We start from the raw sequence: 18,947 nt of genomic DNA on the forward strand, positions 1-18,947 counted from the left end.
GAGTAGTCATGACCGTGAAGAAGCCGACGCCCGGTTCCGCGGTGGTGCTGTCCTCGATGCCCGTCGCAGCCATGGCCGTGGTCGCCGTAGTGGACCTCACGATGGGCCCCGGGGTGGGTCTGCTGCCGCTGGTGTCGCTGGGCCCGGCCTTCGCCGGACTGGTCGGCGGCTGGCGGCGCACCGCGGTGATCGGACTGGCCGCGCTGCTGCTCTGCGTCGGCCTCGGCCTGTACAACGGGCTCTTCGACCGCCCCCGCGGCTACACCGCCATGCTCTCGGTGGCCGGTGTGACCGGCGTCGGCATCGCGGCGGCCGTGATGCGCTCGCGCCGCGAGGCGGAGCTGGCAAGCGTGCGCTCGATCGCGGAGGCGGCCCAGCGGGTCCTGCTGCGCCCGGTGCCGCTGACCGCGGGCCCGCTGCACGCGGCCGTCTCGTACACCTCGGCGGTCGCCGAGGCCCGGATCGGCGGCGACCTGTACGAGGTGGTGGCCTCGCCGCACGGTGTCCGGGTGATCGTGGGCGACGTCCAGGGCAAGGGGCTGGCCGCGGTGGAGACCGCCGCCCGGGTCCTCGGCGCCTTCCGCGAGGCGGCGTACGACGAGAAGGACCTGGTCGGACTCGGCGAACGGCTCGAGCGCAGCGTCGCCCGCGAGCTGGAGGACGAGAAGTTCGTGACCGCGATCCTCGCCGAGATCGGCTACGACCACCGGGTCGTCCTCCTGAACTACGGCCACCCGGCGCCGCTGCTCGTCCACGGCGACGGCACCTCCGACTTCCCGGAGCCGCCCGCGTACGCCCTCCCGTTGGGCCTGGCCGCGCACGGCGGGCCCGGCCCCGACCCCTTCCCGGTGCCCTTCCGCCCCGGCGACCAACTGCTCCTCTACACCGACGGCGTCACGGAGGCCCGGGACGAGCGGGGCGGCTTCTACCCGCTCGCCGAGCGCGCCCACTTCCTGAAGAACCCCGACATCCACCATGCCCTGGACGCCCTGCGCGAGGACCTGGTCCGGCACACGGCGGGGCCCCACCACGACGACGCGGCGATGCTGCTGCTGCGTTACCAGGGAGGCTCCGGCGTCGCGCCGAGCGCCCCGGCGTGACGGCGGTCAGGCGTGACGGCGGTCAGGCGTGCCGCGCGCCCGCCGACGCCAGGCCGAGCCAGGTGTGCGGGTTGCCCTCCCAGCACCAGCCGAGTTTCGGGGCGCGCTTGCTGATCCACAGCGCCGGGACCCGGCGGTCCCCGCACCGTGAACCGCCCAGCGAGAAGCACTTGTTCTTGACCAGGACCTCCGGCACATGGGTCAGCAGGGCGATGCCCTCCTCGACGGTGAGCGGTGTGCGGCCCCGCTCCGCGACGGTGGCCAGCGCGTCGCCGGGCACGACCCCGCAGAACTCCTCCCCGCGCTCGACGTCGAACAGCAGGTGGACGCCGTCCCGCCCGGGCGGCCGGGTCGTGCCGGTGGCGACGAACCGCTCCAGGGCGCCCGGTTCGAAGCTGCGGTCGACGAACCCCGGCAGCCGGCCGTCGTGCAGCGTGGTCAACGGCATGGTCCCTTCGACCGGGGCGAGTTCGCGTCCGACGACCAGGACGAAGGGCACCCGGCCGGTCGCGGCGGGCTCGTACGCCGGGTACGCGGCCCGGTCCGTGCGGGCGACGGCCTCGGCACGCAGCGGCGCCACCAGCTCGGTGAACTGCTCGGGGGAGCGGTCGGACAGGGCCGGATAGCCGAGCGCGACGAGGGTGCGGACCTGCCGGTCGAACTCGGCGGCGGCGTCGAGGGCGGGGGCGGGGGAGTGCGGCGTGTCGGTCAAGCGGGTGTGTCCTTCCGGGTGCGGGTGCGGGTGCGGGTGCGGGTGCGGGTGCGGGTGCGACGCGGGGGCGCGGTCAGGCCGGCCGGCCCTGGATCCTGGCCAGGGAGCCGGTTTCCAGGGCGCACCACAGGGCGCCGTCGTGTACGGCGATGCCGTGCGGTTCGCAGTCGGTACGGGAGAGCGGGTACGAGGTGACGCGGCCGTCGACGGTGATCCGGCCGACCCGGCCACTGCCCCACTCGGTGAACCACAGCGCGCCGTCGGGCCCCGCCGTGAGCGCGTGCGGCCGGGCCGCGGGGTCGGACAGCGGGTACTCGGTGATGTCGCCGGTCACGGTGATCCGGCCGATCCGCCCGGCCCCGATCTCGGTGAACCACAGGGCGCCGTCGGGCCCCGCGGCGATGCCCACCGGCGCGGCGCCCCGCGTCGGCAGCGGGTACGCGGTGCCGTGGCCGTCGGCGGTCAGCCGCCCGATGGCGTTGCCCTGGTTGAGCGTGCACCACAGGGCGCCGTCCGGCCCGGTCGTGAGGGCGGAGGGGAAGGCGCCGGGCGCGGGATGCTCGGTGACCTCGCCGTCCATGGTGACGCGGCCGACGCGGTCGGCCGAGGAGAGCGTGAACCACATGGCACCGTCCGGCCCCGCGGTGATCCCGAACGGCCCGCCCTCGGGGGTGAGAGGCGCGAAGGACGTGTAGTGGCCCTCGGGGGTGATCCGGCCGATGCGGTGCGCCCGGTACTCGGTGAACCACAGGGCGCCGTCGGGCCCCGGCGCGATCACGGTCGGCCCGTCGCCGACCGGATGGACGGTGACCCGCCCGTCGTCCGGGTCCCTGCGGGCGACGGCGCCCCGGTGGACCAGGGTGAACCACAGGGCGCCGTCCGGTCCTTCGGTGAGCGCGTAGGGGCCGGCGTCCGCGTCGCTCACGGTGAACTCACGCACGGAGTCGGTGTCGTAGCTCTCGTTGAATTCGTTCATCGATAGTAAGTTTACTCAGAGGCTACTCTGGCCGTCAACATAAAAATACTACCGAGGTAAGATTTGCCCATGGATCCGAACACCACCCCGGCGCTGGGCCTGCGCGAGACCAAGAAGCGCGAGACCCGGCAGCTGATCTCCGACCACGCCACCAGGCTCTTCATCGAGCGCGGCTTCGAGCACACGACGATCGCGGAGATCGCCGACGCCGCCAGGGTCGCCAAGAAGACCGTGACGAACTACTTCCCGCGCAAGGAGGATCTCGCCCTGGACCACCAGGACGAGTTCGTCGCCGCCCTGGCCACCACCGTGACGGCACGCGGGGCCGGCCAGACCCCGCTGACGGCCCTGCGCCACGCCTTCCTGGCGGCCGTGGGCGCCCAGGACCCGGTCGCGGGCTTCGCCGGACAGGCCTTCACCCGCATGATCGCCGACAGCCCCACCCTCACCTCGTGCCTGCGCGGCCTGCTCGACCGGCGGGAGGAGGCACTGACCGCGGCCCTGGCCGACACCACGGACACCCCGCCCGACGACATCACCCCGCGGACGGCCGCGGCCCTGCTGGGCGGGGTCCACCGCGTCCTGTTCCACCGCATCCAGGAACTGACCCTGGCGGGCCGCGCCAACCCGGAGATCGCCGAGGTGCTGGCGCGGGAGGCGCCCCGGGCCTTCGACCTGCTGACACCGGCCCTCGCGGAGTACGGGCGCCGCTCCTAGCGGGTGCCGTACCGGCCGGGCCGGTGCGCCCCGGCGCCCGGATGCGCGGTCACCGGAGCGGACGCAGACTGGCCGGGTGAGCGGATCGCAGACGAAGCGGGACCCGAGCGCGCCCGGTGCCGGTCGCCGTCCTCCCTCCCAGTCGCTGGCCCTCGCCGCCATGATGTTCGCGGTGGCGATGACGTTCATCGACCAGACGATCGTCTCCATCGCGGCCCCCGACATCGTCTCCGAACTGGGCCTGTCGGCCTCGGGCATGCAGTGGGTGATCAACGCCTATCTGCTGGCCCTCGCCGCCTTCTTCGCCCTGGGTGGCCGCCTCGCGGACCTGTGGGGCCCGCGCCGCGTGGTCGTGCTCGGCACCCTGGTCTTCGTCGTCTCCTCGGTCCTGTGCGGCTGCGTACCCTCCGGCGACTACGCGCTGACCTGGCTCATCGTCTTCCGCGCCACCCAGGGCCTGGGCGCCGCGCTGCTCTTCCCGGCCGCCCTCGCCGTGGTCGTCGCCGTGTTCCCGGTGGAGCGCCGGGGCCGCGCGCTCGCCCTCTTCTTCGGCCTCACCGGTGCCCTGACCGCCGTAGGCCCGCTGCTGGGCGGCTGGTTGACCGCGTGGACCTGGCGGGCGATCTTCTGGGTCAACGTCCCGGTGGCGATCGCGGCGCTGGTGCTGACGGCGCTGGCAGGCATCCCCGACCGGCGGCGCGAGGAGTCGCTGGACGTGAAGGGCGCGCTGCTGATCGTCGCCGGCATGGGCCTGAGCGTGCTCGGCTTCCAGCAGTCGGCGGCCTGGGGCTGGGACAACGCGGCGACCTGGGTCTGCATCGCGGGCGGTCTCGCGATCCTCTACGTCTTCTGCCGCTACGAACTGCGCACCCGCCACCCCCTGGTCAACCTCGCGGTCTTCCGCGACCGCGCCTTCACGGTGGACGCGCTGGTGCTCTTCTTCGCCATGCTGGCGTTCGTCCCGCTGTTCTTCTTCGCCTCGGTCTATGCCCAGGTCTCGCTCAGCGCCTCACCCAACCAGGCCGCCCTGTACCTGCTGTACTTCTTCGCCGGGTTCGCCATCGCCTCCCAGTGGGGCGGCCGCATCCTCGACAAGCGGGGCGCCCGCCCGGCGCTGCGGATCGGCTGCGCGCTGGGCGCCGTCGGCTTCGCGCTGTGGGCCGGCAAGCTCACCGACCTGTCCATGCACGACCAGTGGCCCTACGCCGCGCTCGCCGGCGCGGGCATCGGCTTCGTCCTCGCCCCCGCGTCGACGGACGCCGTCAACCGCTCGATCGACTCCTCCTACGGCGAGGTCACCGGCATCACCCAGACCGTACGCAACTACGCCGCCAGCGTCGGCCTGGCCGTCTTCGGCACCATGCTGACGCACCGCATGACCGAACGGGTCGAGGAGACCCTCGGTGCGCGCGGAGTGCCGCCGGACGGGCGGCACGCCACGGCCCGGGACGTCACGGAGGCGATCACCGGCAACGCGGACGCCCGCACCCCGACGGGCGACGGCCCGACCGCGACGGCCATGCGGGACGCGATGCCCGCCATCCGCCTCGACTTCGCCGAGGCCAACCGGTGGGTCTTCTACGGCATGGCCGTCGCCCTCGCGATCGGCTACCTCTGCGCCCTGCGGCACCCGGGCGGCCGGGCGGACGGCGTGAACGCGGCGCCGGGACAGTCCGGTCCGCACGCTTCGGCCACCGGCGCCCCGGTCACCGGCGCTCACGGCGACGGGAGTTGAGACGGGCGGCCTGGCGCGTCAGATGGTCGCGCTCGGCGAGCCCGGGCGCCTTGTGGGCCGCCTCGGCGTACAGCCGCGCGGCCGTGTCCAGGTCGCCGTCGCGCTCGTGCAGGTACGCCGCCACCGCGGTGTGGCGGGGCAGCGTGTCGTCCAGCGCCGCGAGCGCCGCCAGACCGGCGCGCGGCCCGTCGGCCTCTCCGACGGCGACCGCGCGGTTGAGCAGGACGACGGGGTTGTCGGTCAGGCGCGCCAGCTCGTCGTACCACTCCACGATCTGCACCCAGTCGGTCTCCCCGGCGGTGGGCGCGTCGGCGTGCAGGGCGGCGATCGCGGCCTGGGCCTGGAACTCGCCCAGCCGGTCCCGGGCGAGCGCCGCCTGGAGGATCCGCACGCCCTCCGCGATCGACGCGGTGTCCCACCGGCCGCGGTCCTGTGCGGCGAGCGGCACCAGACTCCCGTCGGGCGCGGTCCGGGCCGCCCGCCGCGCGTGGTGGAGCAGCATCAGCGCCAGCAGCCCGGCCACCTCCGGGTGGTCGACCGAGGCCGCGAGCTGCCGGGTGAGCCGGACGGCCTCGGCGGCGAGGTCGACGTCACCGGAGTAGCCCTCGTTGAAGACGAGGTACAGGACGCGCAGCACGGTGGCGACGTCGCCGGGCCGGTCGAACCGCACACCGGACACGGTGCGCTTGGCCCGGCTGATCCGCTGCGCCATGGTCGCCTCGGGCACCAGGTACGCCTGGGCGATCTGCCGGGTGGTCAGCCCGCCGACCGCGCGCAGTGTGAGCGCGACGGCCGAGGACGGCGTCAGGGACGGGTGCGCGCACAGGAAGTAGAGCTGGAGCGTGTCGTCCACGTCCGGGGCCGGGCCGGGCGCCGGTTCCTCCTCGACGCGGTCCTCGCGCCGCCGGCGGGCGGTGTCGGCGCGGGTCGCGTCCAGGAACCGCCGCCAGGCGACCGTGACCAGCCAGCCCTTCGGGTCCCGCGGCGGGTCGGCCGGCCATCCGCGGACCGCCTCGACCAGCGCGTCCTGGACCGCGTCCTCGGCCGCCGCGAAGTCGGCTCCGCGGCGGACGAGAACGGTCAGCACGCCGGGCGTGAGACTCCTGATCAGGGCCTCGTCCATCGGCTGGGTCAGTCCGTGACGGTCGGGGAAGCGGTCAGGAACGGACGCAGCTCCAGCCACTCGTGGATCGGCTTCCCGCCCGCACCCGGGGCGGCGGACAGCTCCCCGGCCAGCTCGACGGCGCGCTCGTAGCTGTCGACGTCGATCACCATCCAGCCGGCGATGAGGTCCTTGGTCTCGGCGAACGGCCCGTCGGTGACCGGCGGCTTGCCCTCACCGTCGTAGCGGACCCACGTCCCTTCGGGGGCGAGCGCCTGCCCGTCGACGAACTCACCGGTCTTCTCGAGCCGGTCCGCGAAGTCGTGCATGTACCGCATGTGGGCCGAGATCTCTTCGGGCGTCCACTGGTCCATCGGCGCGGAGTTGACCGGCTCCGGGGCGCCTCGGTAGTGCTTGAGCAGCAGGTACTTGGCCATGATGGGTGGTCTCCTCGGTGCTGGTGCGGCCCATTGTGGCCGCCTTCACCCCTGGGACGGAGCGGAACGCGCGTTCTCGACACGGCCGGCGGGCCGGGCGGAAACTTTTTCCGAGACGTCTCTCAGGACCCCTTCCACGCCGTGCAGGAAGGTCTCGGAGATCAGCTCCGGGTCGAAGAGGCACCCGGCCGCCATCGCACCGTCCCGGAGCATGACGAGGTGTCGCCCGGCGGCGACGCCGTCACCGCCGCCGACCTGCGCCAGCAGCTCCGTGACGGTGTCCAGGAACCACTGCCGGTGGGCCAGTACGGCCCGGTGCACGGGGTGGGCCGGGTCCGGGTACTCGGCCACGGCGTTGAGAAAGGCGCAGCCGCGGAAACCGGGGGACCGGATCCCGTCCACGATGGACCGCGCGACGGCCCGGACCTGCCCGGCGGCGGACGGACTGCCGTCCCTTGCGGCGGTCACCTGCGCCCGGATGCCCCGGTCGGCCTGGTCGAGGTAGGCGAGGATGAGGTCTTCCTTGCCCGAGAAGTGCCGGTACAGCGTGGCGCGGGTGACCTGCGCCTCCGCGGTGATCCGGTCGATGCCGACCGAGTGGATGCCCTCGGCGTAGAAGATCCTCGTGGCGGTGCCGAGCAGCCGGGTTCGCGCTTCGGAGGGGGTGCGGGCGGCGGCTTCTGTGCTCGGGCTCATGCGTCCACCGTATCAAGGTGGCGAGGTAGAACGTTCGGTCTTGACAGGGGAGGCGGAAGGCCGTTGACTGCGTGACGAGACCGAACGTTCTACCTCACGTTCTGCCTCTCCAGATTCTGCTCGCCCGCCGCCCCGAAAGGCCCTCACCGTGGAAACCGTCGCAGTCGCACCGCCCGCCGGCGTCCCCGTCCCCGTCACGCTCCGAAAGCTGTACTTCTTCCGCTTCGCGTTCGCGGCCGTGTGGGCGGCCCTGCTCTTCACCAGCGCCGACGCGCTGGGCCCGCTGAGCACGGCACTGCTGCTGATCTACCCGCTGTTCGACGTGGCGGCCGCGGTCGTCGACGTCCGGTCGGCGCGGGCGAACGGCGGCCCCACCACGCCCCTGTACGCGAACATCGCGATCAGCTCCCTGACCGTCCTCGCCCTCGCCCTCGCCGCGACCTCGGGCATCCCTGCCGTCCTGCGGGTCTGGGGCGCGTGGGCGGTCACCGCGGGAATCGTCCAGCTCGTCGCGGGTGCCGTCCGCCGCGGGCTGGGCGGACAGTGGCCGATGATCGTCAGCGGCGCCATCTCCACGCTCGCCGGCCTCTCCTTCGTCACCCAGGCCGGCGCCGAGGACCCCTCACTGAGCAGCCTCGCGGGCTACGCCTTCCTCGGCGGCGTCTTCTTCCTGGTCTCCGCCCTCCGCCTGGGCCGCGGGGGACACGGTTCGGCCTGAGGGGACCGCGGCGACGAAACGGCTTGTCCGGCACGCGGCCGTCCCGGGAAGATCGTCACTCGTGCGCCTCGACGAACTCAACACCCAAGAACGCCGGTTGTGGGACGCCTTCCCCAAGGGCCGCCCCGTCGACCTCCGGGACGATCCCTCATCCCCGGACCCGGTGATCCGGTCCGAGGTCGTGGCGGCCCTGCTGCTGGGCGCGAACGCCGACCACACCCCCGGCGACCGCCCCGCCCTCCGGCTCACCGGCGCGCACCTCACGGGCCCCCTGGACCTCGGCTTCACGGAGGTCGCCGTACCGGTCCGCCTCACCGAATGCCGCTTCGACGAAGCGCCGTTGCTCCAGGGAGCCCGGACCCGTGAGCTGGCCCTGACGGGGTGCGTCCTGCCCGGGCTCGTGGCCGACACGGCGCAGATCGACGGGAGGCTGGTCGTCTCCCACTGCACCCTGACGGGCCCCCTGGTCCTCACCCGCACCCAGATCAACGGCGACCTGGACCTGCGCGACACGGTGGTCCGCTTCCCCGCCGGGGAGGCCATACCGGCCGTCCACGCCCAGGTGGGCGGCGACGCGCTGTGCGCGAACCTGGACGTCGAGGGGACGTTCCGACTCTCCGGCGCCTCCATAGAGGGCGAGTTCGACCTGGAGGGCGCCTCACTCCGCGCCCCCGGCGGCAACGCCCTGGACGCCTACCACGTCCGTGTCGCCGAGGACTTCACCTGCCACCCCGGCTTCAGCGCCGAGGGCCGGATCATCCTCTCCGGCGCCACCGTCGCGGCGGCCATCGGATTCTGCGGGGCCCGGCTGAGCAACCCGGGCGACATCGCCCTGGAGGCGGTGGACGTCACGGTCGACCGCAACTTCGACCTGGGCCTCGGACTCACGGTCGACGGCGAGGTGAGGCTCGACGGCACCCGCGTCGGCACGGAACTGAGCTTCCGCGACGCCGAACTGACCCGCAAGGACGGCACCGCCCTGTCCCTCCGGGCGACCCAGGCCCGGGAAACCGACCTCCGCACCCGCCGGCCGATCGACGCGGTGGTGGACGCCCGCAACGCCCGGCTGGGCACGCTGTACGACGCCCAGGAGACCTGGCCCACCGACCTCCGCCTGGCCGACGCGACGTACGAGGCCCTGGCGTTTCCGCTCCCGGCCTCGGAACGCGTCCGCTGGATCCGGCGCACCACCGGCGACTACCTCCCCCAGCCGTACGAGCAACTGGCGGCGGCCTACCGGCGGCTCGGCCACGAGGACGAGGCCCGCACGGTCCTGCTGGCCAAACAGCGCCACCGCCGTGCCACCCTCCCCCCGCACACCCGCCTGTGGGGCCACGTCCAGGACGTCTCCGTCGGCTACGGCTACCGCCCCCTCCGCGCCGGCCTGTGGCTCCTGGCCCTTCTGGCCTGCGGAGCCCTCTACTTCGCCCAGCACACCCCCGCCCCCCTCGAAGCGGCCAAGGCCCCGCCCTTCAACGCCGTCTTCTACACCCTCGACCTCCTCGTCCCGATCATCACCTTCGGCCAGGAGCCGGCCTTCGCACCACGAGGTTTGGGCCAGTGGCTGTCCTACACCCTGATCACGGCGGGCTGGATCCTGGCCACGACGGTCACCGCGGGGGTGTCCCGCGCACTGAGCCGACAGTGACCGGCCGCCCGGCCGGCCACCTTCGGCTACCTTCGGCCCATGGCGCTGAACGAGATCACCCGAGCCGCGATCCTGCAGTCCGTCGCGGAGTACGACCGGCTCGACCGCGACGCGTTCCTCCACCGGTACGGATTCGGGCCGTCGCGTACCTACCTGCTCAGGATCGGCGGCAAGGACTACGACTCGAAGGCCGTGGTCGGAGCGGCACACGGGTACCTGCCCGACCGCGACCCGCTGGGCAGCGACGAGTTCTCCGGCGGCAAGGACCACGCCGTCAAGCTGCTGCGGAACCTCGGCTTCGAAGTCGTGCTCCGCGCGGCGGACTGAGACCCGACGCCGCGACAGCGGGTGTCGACCACGAGGGGACGCCGTCGGGGATCCGGCCTTCCAGGTCGTGCCCTCCAGGTCGTTCAGCAGTGCTTGGATCGGGTGCGGGGCCGGTGGCGCGGGGCCGGCGCCTTCGGTGCCTGCCCCGCACCGGTGCGTGCGGTCAGCCCTTGCCGAGCAGTTGGTTCATCTGCTCGATCTCCGCGCTCTGCGAGTCGATGATCTCTCCGGCCATCTTCCTGGCCGGTCCGTGGACGCCGTCGGTGCGCTCGGTCCTCGCCATCTCGACCGCGCCTTCGTGATGCTTGATCATCAGCTCCGTGAACGCGGTGTCGAAGACCTTGCCCGAGGCGTTCTCGAGCCCGGTCATCTCCTCGGCCGTCATCATGCCGCCCATGTCGTGCATGGAGTGGTCCATGGCACCCTCGGCGGGCACGTCCTCGCCCCACGAGGTCAGCCAGCCGGAGAGCGTCCTGATCTCCGGGCCCTGGGCCTTCTTGATGTCGGCGGCGAGCTTCTTCACCTCGGCCGACCGTGCACGGTCGGGCGCGAGGCCGGCCATCTCGACGGCCTGGCGGTGGTGGGGGATCATCCCCTTCGCGAAGGCGACGTCGGCAGCGTTGTGCTGCCCCTGTGACGCCGACGCCGACGCCGATGCCGGGGCGGAGGAGGACGCGGTGGCGGCGTGGCCGCCGTGCCCGGCCGAGCCGTCGCCGCTGCCGTCGCCGCCACAGGCGGCCAGGACCAGTGCTGCCGCGCCCGCGGAGGCTACGACGGCGGTGCGGCGCATGAGGGAACGCTTGCGGATCATGGTGGTGCAACTCCTTGACGACGCGCGCCGTCGCGCGGCACGCGGTGGGAACGGATGGAGAGCGTGCGCAAGCACGGCACCCGTCACCGGCAAGGGCCGGGTGCACGGGAGCCGGGCGGGCCGCTCTATATCCGCAGGAGCTGCAGCTCGAAGAGGTCGGGCGGAGCCCGGCCGTCATGCGGTGCACCCGGGAACGCCGCGACGGGTGCGGGGGTCACGGGCGCGTCCAGCGGGGCGCCGGTCAGCGCGGGCGGCGTGTACGCCGAACCGATGCCGGCCGCCGCACACGTCCCGTCGGCATGATCGAGGTGGCCCGGTCCGCCGTTCGTGTGCGTACATCCCCCGTCCGCGTGCGGCACGCCGTCCGCCGCGGTCATCACCATCTCGTGACCGGCACCCGCCTGCCACGGCGGCATCGCACCGGGGGCGAGGCCGTGCATGCCCAGCAAACCGGCCAGCACCGCCGGCACCAGCAGCAGAAACAGCCGCCCGGCCGGACGGATGCTTGATCGGGTGCTGCTGGCCACGCGCTCATCGTACGGGCCTCTCGTGGTGCGCCCTCGTAGGAGACCATCGGGTCACGCGAACACCACCAGGAGGAACCGGTGTCACACCCGCGACGGTCCACCCCCGAGGAGACGCTCGTCGAGGCGAAGAAGCGGCTGAGTCTCCCACGCATCGTCGTGATCTGCGGCTCCACCCGTTTCATGGCCGAGATGACCGAGGCCGACGTACGGGAGACCGAAGCCGGAAGGATCGTCGTCAAGCCGGGCTGCGACATGAAGTCGCCGCACGCGCTCTGGTCCGACCCCGTCGAGGCCGAGGCGCTGAAGGCCCGACTCGACGAGCTGCACCGGGCGAAGATCCGGCTCGCCGACGAGGTACTCGTGATCGGCGACTACATCGGAGACAGCACCCGAGCCGAGATCGCCTACGCCCGGTCGCTGGAGAAGCCCGTGCGGTTCACTCACCCCGAAGTCGACCCCGACAGCTGACCGTCCACTGTCGATGCCCCGCCCACCGGCTTCTCCGGGGCGATCTCGGCGATCAGACCTCGACCGCGCGACCGGGGCGGGCCGGCGGTGGCGACTCCGCCCTTGGGCCTGATCGATCCACGCCTTCCTGAATTCAGGATTCCCTGTATCGTTACCTCGTGCTGACTGTCGCCCCCGACATCGAGGTGCTGGCCCGCTTCGGCCGCGCGCTCGCCGACCCGATTCGCTGCCGCATCCTGCTCGCCCTGCGCGAAGCCCCCGCGTACCCGGCCGACCTCGCCGACGCACTCGGCGTCTCCCGGACCAGGCTGTCGAACCACCTGGCGTGTCTGCGCGACTGCGGCCTGGTCGTCACGGTCCCCGACGGGCGCCGCACCCGCTACGAGCTGGCCGACGAACGGCTCGGCCACGCACTGGACGACCTGCGCACCGCCGTGGTGGCCGTCGAGACCGATCGCGTGTGCGCCGATGCCGACGAGAAGGGGTGCTGCTGACCATGAGTGCGGAGACGCCCCTGTCCCTCGGCCCTCCCCCCGCCCGCCGAGAGGCGCTGGCGAAGCGGATACGGCTGCTGGTCGCCGCGACGATCACCTACAACGTCGTCGAGGCGGTCGCCGCACTCACCGCCGGCTCGCTCTCCTCCTCCACCGCGCTGATCGGCTTCGGCCTGGACTCCGTCATCGAGGTGTCCTCCGCGGCCGCGGTCGCCTGGCAGTTCTCCGCAGTCGACCACGAGGTGCGCGAGGCCCGCGAGAAGACGACGCTCCGGATCATCGCGGTGTCGTTCTTCGCGCTCGCCGCGTACGTCACCGCCGACGCGGTCCGGGCGCTGATCGGAACCGGTGAGGCCGAGCGCTCCGTCCCGGGCATCGTGCTCGCCGCGCTCTCACTCGCGATCATGCCGTTCCTGTCCGCCGCTCAGCGCAGGGCCGGGCGCGAGCTCGGCTCCGCCTCGGCAGTGGCGGATTCCCGGCAGACGCTGCTGTGCACCTACCTCTCGGCCGTGCTGCTGGTGGGCCTCGTCCTCAACGCCACCCTCGGCTGGTCCTGGGCCGACCCGATCGCCGCCCTGGTCATCTCCGGCATCGCGGTCAGGGAAGGCCGCGATGCCTGGCAGGGCAAGGGCTGTTGCGCCCCCGCCCCTACGGTCGCGGCGGGGGCCGTTGCGGCCGATACCGAGGACTCGTGCGGCTGCGGTCGGGATCAGCCTTCTTCCCGTGGTGGTGCCGCCGTGCGTGGGGCTCGGTGAAGCAGGTCAGTAGTAGAGGAGGGTCTGGCCGCTGCCGAGTCGTCTCAGGCCCATGCCCTCCAGCGACTTGTCCTGCTCCTGACGTTGATCAAAGGCGCGCAACTCGTCGACCACCGAGGACGGCAGCGAGTCCGACACGTCGGTGATCAGGGTCCGGAGCGATGTGCCGAGCAGGGCCGCGGCGTCGTTGAGGGCTGCGAGCGGGTACAGGTTCTCGCGGGCGTCGCCGAGGCGCGCCTGCGCCATGCCGACGGCGACGAGGCCGCGGCGCAGCGTGTCCACGGACCCGGCACGGACGGCGGCCGAGGCCATGCGCTGTCCGTACACGCTGAGTACGGACGCGCTCCGCGTGCCCAGATCGTCGATCGCCCGTTGCCTGACGGGGGCGGTGCCCTTGAGGTACGAGGTGATCACCGCGTCGACGGCGGCGTCCCGTTCGTGGGGAAGGGGATGGCGCAGATAGCCGTCGAAGCGGCTGTCCTTGAGGCGGGACACGGGTACGGGCGGGGCCGCCCCGGGGCCCCGACCCTTGTCCGAAGGGCGTCGGCTCAGGGCCACACCAGGCAGTACGGCTGGTGCCCCGCCTCGTGCAGCCGGTGCGAGAAGTCCTGCCACTCGTGCAGCAGCTGGTACACGTTGAACGCGTCCCGCGGGCCGCCCCGGTCCGGGACCGTGGACCATATGAAGGCTGCCGCACCGACCGCCTCCTCGCCGATGCCGCGCAGGGGGTCGACCACGGTCATCGGGAGTTTGACGACCGCGTAGTCGGGGTGCAGGACGACCAGTTCCAGCGGGGGCACCTTGTGCAGGGGGACGCCCTCGATGCCGGTGAGGACCATGGCGGCCATGGTCTCCGGCTTGATCTTGGTGAACATGCCGTTCATCCCGAGCTCGTCGCCGCCCAGTTCCTCGGGGCGCATCGAGATCGGGACGCGGGCCGCGGTCGCGCCGTCGGGCGCGCCGAAGTACTTGTAGGTCACCCCCACCCGACCACCATTCCCGCTCCCCGCCCCCAGCCGGTCGGCCCGCCGGTCGAGCCGGTCGGGCTCGCCCGGGGTGCCGTGTGCCTGACGTGCTTCGGACGCTTCCTCCGCCTCGCGTCGGTGCCTTCCCCGCCGGGCACGTCGAGGACCCAGGTCATCGGTCCCCTCGCCCAGTCCGCCACCGCGATGCATATCTCCACCCGACTGCTTTTCTAGGACGCGTGGCCCCCGCCGCGCAACCCGATCATCGTGTCAGTGACCTCCCCCACGGCCGCTCGCCGAAACGTGCGGTGGGACATATGCCCGCCGGACGGTCGGCAGCCCCGTCCGCGTCGCCCCGGTGAGCTGCGTGGATGAGTTCCAGTCTGGCAGACGGCACGGCATTGGGGGCGGTTGTCTACCCTTGACGAAGTCACCCTGGGCAACCAGAGGCCGCGCAGGGTCCGATACGTCGGAGAAGGTCGAGAAGGTCGGAGAAGTCGCAGGTCATGAGCGAACTGGCATATCCATACGAAGCACCGGCCTCGCAGGCTCTGTTCGACCGCGCCGCGGCCGTCACGCCCGGCGGTGTGAACTCCCCGGTGCGCGCCTTCCGCGCCGTCGGCGGCACGCCCCGGTTCATGGTGTCCGGCACCGGGCCGTATCTGACCGACGCCGACGGACGTGAGTACGTCGACCTCGTCTGCTCCTGGGGGCCGATGATCCTCGGGCACGCGCACCCCGAGGTGATCGCCGCCGTGCAGGAGGCCGTCGCGCGCGGGACGTCCTTCGGTACGCCCGCCGAGGGCGAGGTCGCGCTCGCCGAGGCCATGGTCGAGCGGGTCGCGCCGCTGGAGGAGGTCCGGCTCGTGTCCAGCGGGACCGAGGCCACCATGTCCGCCATCCGGCTCGCCCGCGGGTTCACGCAGCGCACCAAGGTGATCAAGTTCGCCGGGTGCTACCACGGCCACGTCGACTCGCTGCTGGCCGCCGCGGGCTCCGGCGTCGCCACCTTCGCGCTGCCCGACACCCCCGGTGTCACCGGGGCCCAGGCGAGCGACACGATCGTGCTGCCGTACAACGACCTCGACGCCGTGCACGCCGCCTTCGCCGCCCACCCCGGCGAGATCGCCTGCGTGATCACGGAGGCCTCGCCCGGCAACATGGGCGTCGTGCCGCCGCTGCCCGGGTTCAACCAGGGGCTCAAGGACGCCTGCGCCGCCAACGGCGCGCTGTTCGTGTCCGACGAGGTCATGACCGGGTTCCGGACCAGTCGCGCCGGGTGGTACGGCGTGGAGGGGGTCGTTCCCGACCTGATGACCTTCGGGAAGGTGATGGGGGGCGGGTTCCCCGCCGCCGCGTTCGGGGGGCGGGCGGATGTCATGGCGCACCTCGCGCCGGCCGGGCCCGTCTACCAGGCAGGCACCCTCTCCGGGAACCCGGTCGCCACCGCCGCCGGGCTCGCCCAGCTGCGGCTCCTCGACGACGCGGCGTACGAGAAGGTCGACGCCGTGTCCGCGCAGATCCAGTCGCTGGTGACCGAGGCGCTCGCCAAGGAGGGCGTCGCGCACCGGGTGCAGACCGCCTCCAACATGTTCTCCGTGTTCTTCACCGACCGGCCGGTCGTCGACTACGAGGACGCGAAGGCGCAGGAGTCCTTCCGGTTCACCGCCTTCTTCCACTCCCTCCTCTCGAACGGCGTCTACCTGCCGCCGTCCTCCTTCGAGTCCTGGTTCGTGTCCACCGCCCACGACGAGCGGGCCGTCCAGCGCATCGCCGACGCCCTCCCGGCGGCGGCCCGCGCGGCCGCGGAGGCGACGGCATGAGCGACCACGGCATGAGCGACCACGGCAAGCACGACCGCGACGAAGAGCTGACCGTCGTCCACGTCATGCGGCACGGCGAGGTCGAGAACCCCACCGGTGTCCTGTACGGGCGGCTGCCCGGCTACCACCTCTCCGAGCTGGGCCGGCGCATGGCCGAGCGGGTCGCCGAGCACCTCGCGCCCCGCGACGTGACGTACGTCGTGGCCTCCCCGCTGGAGCGGGCGCAGGAGACGGCGACCCCGATCGCCAAGACGCACGGGCTCGACCTCGACACCGACGCCCGCCTCATCGAGGCCGACAACGTCTTCCAGGGCAAGACCTTCGGCATCGGTGACGGCGCGCTGCGCCGCCCCGCCAACTGGAAGCACGTGGTCAACCCGTTCAAGCCGTCCTGGGGCGAGCCGTACGTCGACCAGGTCGTGCGGATGAAGGGCGCGATCGACGCCGCACGGGACCGGGCGCGCGGGCACGAGGCCGTGGTCGTCAGCCACCAGCTGCCGATCTGGATCCTGCGGTCGTACGTCGAGCGGCGGCGGCTGTGGCACGACCCGCGCAAGCGGCAGTGCACGCTGGCGTCCCTGACCACGTTCACCTACCGGGGCGACAAGATCGTCTCCGTCGGCTACACCGAGCCCGCCCGCGACCTCGTCCCGGCCCACCTCCTCGCGGGGGCCAGGCCGGTGAAGGGGCAGGGAAAGGCGTACGGGGCCTGACGGTCGCCCCGGGCCCCGGGTCTCGGCCCCCGCGCCCCGGCGTCCGGGTCTCGGCCCCGAGCCCCGACCCCCGGGTCCCGGCTCCTTTCTGTGGGTCCGCTGTCCGCTGTTACCCAACCCGCACAAATTTCCGGAACCCGCTCGTTCGTCGCGTCCTCTCACCTAGTGACCACCAAGGACGCGACGAACGAGGTTGCGATGCGCACTTCCAACCGCACTCTCACCCGCAGGGGAATACTCGGACTCGGCGCGGGGGCCGCGGCGGCGGTCGGGCTCGCGGGCTGCGGTACCGGTTCCCACCCCTCGTCGGACGGCTCGCACCAGGCCGGTGACGCCGGGAAACCGTCGCCCTCCGGCAGCGGCAAGGCCCCGGCGAAGCCCATCGGCGACGGCTCCACGTCGTACACCGGCAAGCAGCCGCACCAGCCGGACGCTCCCGTGCCGCTGGAACCCGGCCAGACGCCGCCGCAGTTCGTCGTCTTCTCCTGGGACGGCGCGGGCGAGGTCGGCAACGGGCTCTTCCCCCGCTTCCTGGACCTGGCCCAGGAGCACGGCGCGCACATGACGTTCTTCCTCTCGGGCCTGTACCTGCTGCCCGAGTCGAAGAAGCGCCTCTACGACCCGCCGAACAACCCGCGCGGCGCCTCCGACATCGGCTACCTCACCGACGAGCACATCAAGGCGACGCTCACCAACGTCCGCCGGGCCTGGCTCGACGGTCACGAGATCGGCACCCACTTCAACGGCCACTTCTGCGGGGGCGGCGGCAGCGTCGGAAACTGGACGTCCGCGCAGTGGCGCAGCGAGATCGACCAGGCGAAGTCCTTCGTCAAGGAGTGGCGGACCAACAGCGGCTGGACCGACCTGCCGTCCCTGCCCTTCGACTACGACAAGGAACTCGTCGGCGGCCGCACGCCCTGTCTGCTCGGCCAGGACAAGCTGCTGCCCACCGCCCGCGAGCTGGGCTGGCGCTACGACGCCTCCTCGCCCGGCGGCCGCCAGGTGTGGCCGGTGAAGAAGGACGGGATCTGGGACCTGCCGTTGCAGCAGATACCGTTCCCCGGCCACTCCTTCGAGGTCCTCTCGATGGACTACAACATCCTCGCCAACCAGTCGGTCAACTCGACCAAGGCCCCCGCGCACAACTACCCGGGCTGGCGCGAACAAGCGACGAACTCGTACATATCCGGCTTCAAGCGGGCGTACGAGTCGAACCGGGCGCCCTTCTTCATCGGGAACCACTTCGAGGAGTGGAACGGCGGCATCTACATGGACGCCGTGGAGAACGCCCTCAAGCACATCGCGCGGGAGAAGGAGAAGGGCGAGGACATCCGGCTGGTCTCCTTCCGCCAGTTCACCGACTGGCTGGACGTGCAGAAGCCCGAGGTGCTCGCCAAGCTGCGGACCGTCGAGGTGGGCCAGCAGCCGGCCGGGGGCTGGAACGCCTTCCTCAAGGACACCTCCTCCCCGGGCTCGACACCCTCCGGGAACGCCGCCTGAAATGCGGGTTTCCGGCCGCGAGGGGGGTGCGCAAGATCCTCGGAACGGACATGCGAAACTTTTCACATGAGTGCCGCCAGCCGCGCCCCCCTGCGCTCGAACCGCACGAACCGCACCGCCGCCCGCGCCCGGCGCCGCGTCCGTAACCGGGCCGTCGTCGCCGTCGGCGCGGCCGCCGCGGCGCTCCTGGTGTCCGCCTGCGGCTCCGGCGGCACCTCGGGCGGCGGCGGCCAGACCGGCTTCATCACCGGCTCCGACGGCATCGCCACCGCGAAGCAGGGCGAGCGCGCCGACGCCCCCGAGCTGTCCGGCGAGACCGTCGACGGGGGACAGGTCGACGTCGCCGACTACAAGGGCAAGGTCGTCGTCCTCAACGTCTGGGGCTCGTGGTGCCCGCCCTGCCGCGCCGAGGCCAAGAACTTCGAGAAGGTCTACCAGGACGTCAAGGACCAGGGCGTCCAGTTCGTCGGCATCAACACCCGCGACACCTCCACCGGCCCGGCCCGCGCCTTCGAGAAGGACTACGGCGTCACCTACCCGAGCCTGTACGACCCGGCGGGCAGACTGATGCTCCGCTTCGAGAAGGGCACCCTCAACCCGCAGGCCGTCCCCTCCACGCTCATCATCGACCGGGAGGGCAAGGTCGCCGCGCGCACCCTCCAGGCGCTCAGCGAGGAGAAGCTGCGCAAGATGCTCGCCCCGTACCTCCAGCCGGAGAAGTGA

The 18,947-nt window shown here is 72.4% G+C and carries 22 protein-coding genes; 13 read left to right on the top strand and 9 right to left on the bottom strand.

Annotation, left to right across the window (positions count from 1 at the left end):
- Positions 1-8 precede the first annotated feature (8 nt).
- Positions 9-1,100 (top strand): PP2C family protein-serine/threonine phosphatase, encoded by a 1,092-nt coding sequence (locus tag ACFYZ3_RS25390; protein WP_388521934.1) that lies wholly within the window; start codon positions 9-11, stop codon positions 1,098-1,100.
- Positions 1,101-1,122: 22 nt separating this feature from the next.
- Here the strand turns inward: ACFYZ3_RS25390 and ACFYZ3_RS25395 are convergent, their stop codons facing one another.
- Positions 1,123-1,812, bottom strand: a complete 690-nt coding sequence (locus ACFYZ3_RS25395) for a DUF5701 family protein (RefSeq protein WP_388521937.1) — start codon at positions 1,810-1,812, stop codon at positions 1,123-1,125.
- A gap of 73 nt (positions 1,813-1,885) precedes the next feature.
- The gene (locus ACFYZ3_RS25400; protein WP_388521940.1) at positions 1,886-2,788 is read right to left on the bottom strand and encodes a virginiamycin B lyase; all 903 of its coding nucleotides are present in this window, start codon (positions 2,786-2,788) and stop codon (positions 1,886-1,888) included.
- A gap of 69 nt (positions 2,789-2,857) precedes the next feature.
- Between ACFYZ3_RS25400 and ACFYZ3_RS25405 the strand changes: the two genes are divergently transcribed.
- The gene (locus ACFYZ3_RS25405) at positions 2,858-3,505 is read left to right on the top strand and encodes a TetR/AcrR family transcriptional regulator (RefSeq protein WP_388521942.1); all 648 of its coding nucleotides are present in this window, start codon (positions 2,858-2,860) and stop codon (positions 3,503-3,505) included.
- A gap of 160 nt (positions 3,506-3,665) precedes the next feature.
- Positions 3,666-5,240: an MFS transporter gene (locus ACFYZ3_RS25410; protein WP_388522254.1), complete on the top strand. Its 1,575-nt coding sequence runs from the start codon at positions 3,666-3,668 to the stop codon at positions 5,238-5,240.
- Here the strand turns inward: ACFYZ3_RS25410 and ACFYZ3_RS25415 are convergent.
- From ACFYZ3_RS25415 to ACFYZ3_RS25425, 3 genes are read right to left on the bottom strand one after another with little or no spacing between them, the layout of a single operon-like run.
- Positions 5,212-6,363: an RNA polymerase sigma factor gene (locus ACFYZ3_RS25415; protein ID WP_388521945.1), complete on the bottom strand. Its 1,152-nt coding sequence runs from the start codon at positions 6,361-6,363 to the stop codon at positions 5,212-5,214. The two genes, ACFYZ3_RS25410 and ACFYZ3_RS25415, sit on opposite strands and share 29 nt — an antisense overlap.
- A gap of 8 nt (positions 6,364-6,371) precedes the next feature.
- Positions 6,372-6,779 (bottom strand): YciI family protein, encoded by a 408-nt coding sequence (locus tag ACFYZ3_RS25420; RefSeq protein WP_361009712.1) that lies wholly within the window; start codon positions 6,777-6,779, stop codon positions 6,372-6,374.
- Between the two features lie 45 nt (positions 6,780-6,824).
- On the bottom strand, positions 6,825-7,475 hold the full coding sequence (locus tag ACFYZ3_RS25425; RefSeq protein WP_388521949.1) for a TetR/AcrR family transcriptional regulator: 651 nt from the start codon (positions 7,473-7,475) through the stop codon (positions 6,825-6,827).
- Positions 7,476-7,623: 148 nt separating this feature from the next.
- On the opposite strand from ACFYZ3_RS25425, the gene ACFYZ3_RS25430 reads away from it, so the two are divergent.
- The 3 genes from ACFYZ3_RS25430 to ACFYZ3_RS25440 all read left to right on the top strand — a co-directional run bounded on the left by ACFYZ3_RS25430 (position 7,624) and on the right by ACFYZ3_RS25440 (position 10,168).
- Positions 7,624-8,193 carry a hypothetical protein gene (locus tag ACFYZ3_RS25430; protein ID WP_388521952.1) on the top strand — a complete coding sequence of 190 codons (570 nt, stop codon included), beginning with the start codon at positions 7,624-7,626 and terminating at the stop codon, positions 8,191-8,193.
- Positions 8,194-8,254: 61 nt separating this feature from the next.
- The gene (locus tag ACFYZ3_RS25435; protein WP_388521955.1) at positions 8,255-9,841 is read left to right on the top strand and encodes an oxidoreductase; all 1,587 of its coding nucleotides are present in this window, start codon (positions 8,255-8,257) and stop codon (positions 9,839-9,841) included.
- Between the two features lie 39 nt (positions 9,842-9,880).
- Positions 9,881-10,168 carry a hypothetical protein gene (locus ACFYZ3_RS25440; RefSeq protein ID WP_388521958.1) on the top strand — a complete coding sequence of 96 codons (288 nt, stop codon included), beginning with the start codon at positions 9,881-9,883 and terminating at the stop codon, positions 10,166-10,168.
- A 163-nt stretch (positions 10,169-10,331) separates the two neighbouring features.
- Here the strand turns inward: ACFYZ3_RS25440 and ACFYZ3_RS25445 are convergent, their stop codons facing one another.
- Positions 10,332-10,979, bottom strand: coding sequence for a DUF305 domain-containing protein (locus tag ACFYZ3_RS25445; RefSeq protein WP_388521961.1), 648 nt, complete (start codon positions 10,977-10,979; stop codon positions 10,332-10,334).
- 125 nt (positions 10,980-11,104) lie between these two features.
- Positions 11,105-11,506, bottom strand: a complete 402-nt coding sequence (locus ACFYZ3_RS25450; RefSeq protein WP_388521963.1) for a DUF6153 family protein — start codon at positions 11,504-11,506, stop codon at positions 11,105-11,107.
- Between the two features lie 78 nt (positions 11,507-11,584).
- Here ACFYZ3_RS25450 and ACFYZ3_RS25455 point away from each other — a divergent pair, with 78 nt between their 5' ends.
- From ACFYZ3_RS25455 to ACFYZ3_RS25465, 3 genes are all read left to right on the top strand, one after another.
- Positions 11,585-11,974, top strand: coding sequence for a hypothetical protein (locus ACFYZ3_RS25455; protein WP_388521966.1), 390 nt, complete (start codon positions 11,585-11,587; stop codon positions 11,972-11,974).
- 158 nt (positions 11,975-12,132) lie between these two features.
- The gene (locus tag ACFYZ3_RS25460; RefSeq protein ID WP_388521968.1) at positions 12,133-12,468 is read left to right on the top strand and encodes an ArsR/SmtB family transcription factor; all 336 of its coding nucleotides are present in this window, start codon (positions 12,133-12,135) and stop codon (positions 12,466-12,468) included.
- Between the two features lie 2 nt (positions 12,469-12,470).
- A complete protein-coding gene (locus ACFYZ3_RS25465) occupies positions 12,471-13,223 on the top strand; it encodes a cation transporter (protein WP_388521971.1) in 753 nt (250 codons plus the stop codon).
- 6 nt (positions 13,224-13,229) lie between these two features.
- On the opposite strand, the gene ACFYZ3_RS25470 is transcribed toward ACFYZ3_RS25465, so the two are convergent.
- Entirely contained in the window at positions 13,230-13,718 is a 489-nt protein-coding gene (locus ACFYZ3_RS25470) for a hypothetical protein (RefSeq protein ID WP_388521974.1), read from the bottom strand.
- Positions 13,719-13,771: 53 nt separating this feature from the next.
- Positions 13,772-14,209: a hypothetical protein gene (locus tag ACFYZ3_RS25475; protein ID WP_003974483.1), complete on the bottom strand. Its 438-nt coding sequence runs from the start codon at positions 14,207-14,209 to the stop codon at positions 13,772-13,774.
- Positions 14,210-14,694: 485 nt separating this feature from the next.
- Here ACFYZ3_RS25475 and hemL point away from each other — a divergent pair, with 485 nt between their 5' ends.
- The 4 genes from hemL (at position 14,695) to ACFYZ3_RS25495 (ending at position 18,947) form a co-directional block, all read left to right on the top strand.
- The gene (hemL, locus tag ACFYZ3_RS25480; protein WP_388521977.1) at positions 14,695-16,011 is read left to right on the top strand and encodes a glutamate-1-semialdehyde 2,1-aminomutase; all 1,317 of its coding nucleotides are present in this window, start codon (positions 14,695-14,697) and stop codon (positions 16,009-16,011) included.
- A gap of 11 nt (positions 16,012-16,022) precedes the next feature.
- Positions 16,023-16,724, top strand: coding sequence for a histidine phosphatase family protein (locus ACFYZ3_RS25485; protein WP_388522257.1), 702 nt, complete (start codon positions 16,023-16,025; stop codon positions 16,722-16,724).
- Positions 16,725-16,922: 198 nt separating this feature from the next.
- Positions 16,923-18,224 (top strand): hypothetical protein, encoded by a 1,302-nt coding sequence (locus ACFYZ3_RS25490; RefSeq protein ID WP_388521980.1) that lies wholly within the window; start codon positions 16,923-16,925, stop codon positions 18,222-18,224.
- Between the two features lie 66 nt (positions 18,225-18,290).
- Complete coding sequence (locus tag ACFYZ3_RS25495; RefSeq protein WP_388521983.1) at positions 18,291-18,947, top strand: TlpA family protein disulfide reductase; 657 nt, start codon at positions 18,291-18,293, stop codon at positions 18,945-18,947.

It is taken from the genome of Streptomyces sp. NPDC001599 (genome assembly GCF_042893535.1).
Lineage (GTDB): Bacteria > Actinomycetota > Actinomycetes > Streptomycetales > Streptomycetaceae > Streptomyces.

Coding starts and splice junctions, on each gene's coding strand:
- ACFYZ3_RS25390 (WP_388521934.1), top strand. CDS start 9: ATGACCGTGAAGAAGCCGACGCCCGGTTCCGCGGTGGTGCTGTCCTCG.
- ACFYZ3_RS25400 (WP_388521940.1), bottom strand. CDS start 2,788: ATGAACGAATTCAACGAGAGCTACGACACCGACTCCGTGCGTGAGTTC.
- ACFYZ3_RS25405 (WP_388521942.1), top strand. CDS start 2,858: ATGGATCCGAACACCACCCCGGCGCTGGGCCTGCGCGAGACCAAGAAG.
- ACFYZ3_RS25410 (WP_388522254.1), top strand. CDS start 3,666: ATGATGTTCGCGGTGGCGATGACGTTCATCGACCAGACGATCGTCTCC.
- ACFYZ3_RS25415 (WP_388521945.1), bottom strand. CDS start 6,363: ATGGACGAGGCCCTGATCAGGAGTCTCACGCCCGGCGTGCTGACCGTT.
- ACFYZ3_RS25420 (WP_361009712.1), bottom strand. CDS start 6,779: ATGGCCAAGTACCTGCTGCTCAAGCACTACCGAGGCGCCCCGGAGCCG.
- ACFYZ3_RS25425 (WP_388521949.1), bottom strand. CDS start 7,475: ATGAGCCCGAGCACAGAAGCCGCCGCCCGCACCCCCTCCGAAGCGCGA.
- ACFYZ3_RS25440 (WP_388521958.1), top strand. CDS start 9,881: ATGGCGCTGAACGAGATCACCCGAGCCGCGATCCTGCAGTCCGTCGCG.
- ACFYZ3_RS25445 (WP_388521961.1), bottom strand. CDS start 10,979: ATGATCCGCAAGCGTTCCCTCATGCGCCGCACCGCCGTCGTAGCCTCC.
- ACFYZ3_RS25465 (WP_388521971.1), top strand. CDS start 12,471: ATGAGTGCGGAGACGCCCCTGTCCCTCGGCCCTCCCCCCGCCCGCCGA.
- hemL (WP_388521977.1), top strand. CDS start 14,695: ATGAGCGAACTGGCATATCCATACGAAGCACCGGCCTCGCAGGCTCTG.
- ACFYZ3_RS25485 (WP_388522257.1), top strand. CDS start 16,023: ATGAGCGACCACGGCAAGCACGACCGCGACGAAGAGCTGACCGTCGTC.
- ACFYZ3_RS25490 (WP_388521980.1), top strand. CDS start 16,923: ATGCGCACTTCCAACCGCACTCTCACCCGCAGGGGAATACTCGGACTC.
- ACFYZ3_RS25495 (WP_388521983.1), top strand. CDS start 18,291: ATGAGTGCCGCCAGCCGCGCCCCCCTGCGCTCGAACCGCACGAACCGC.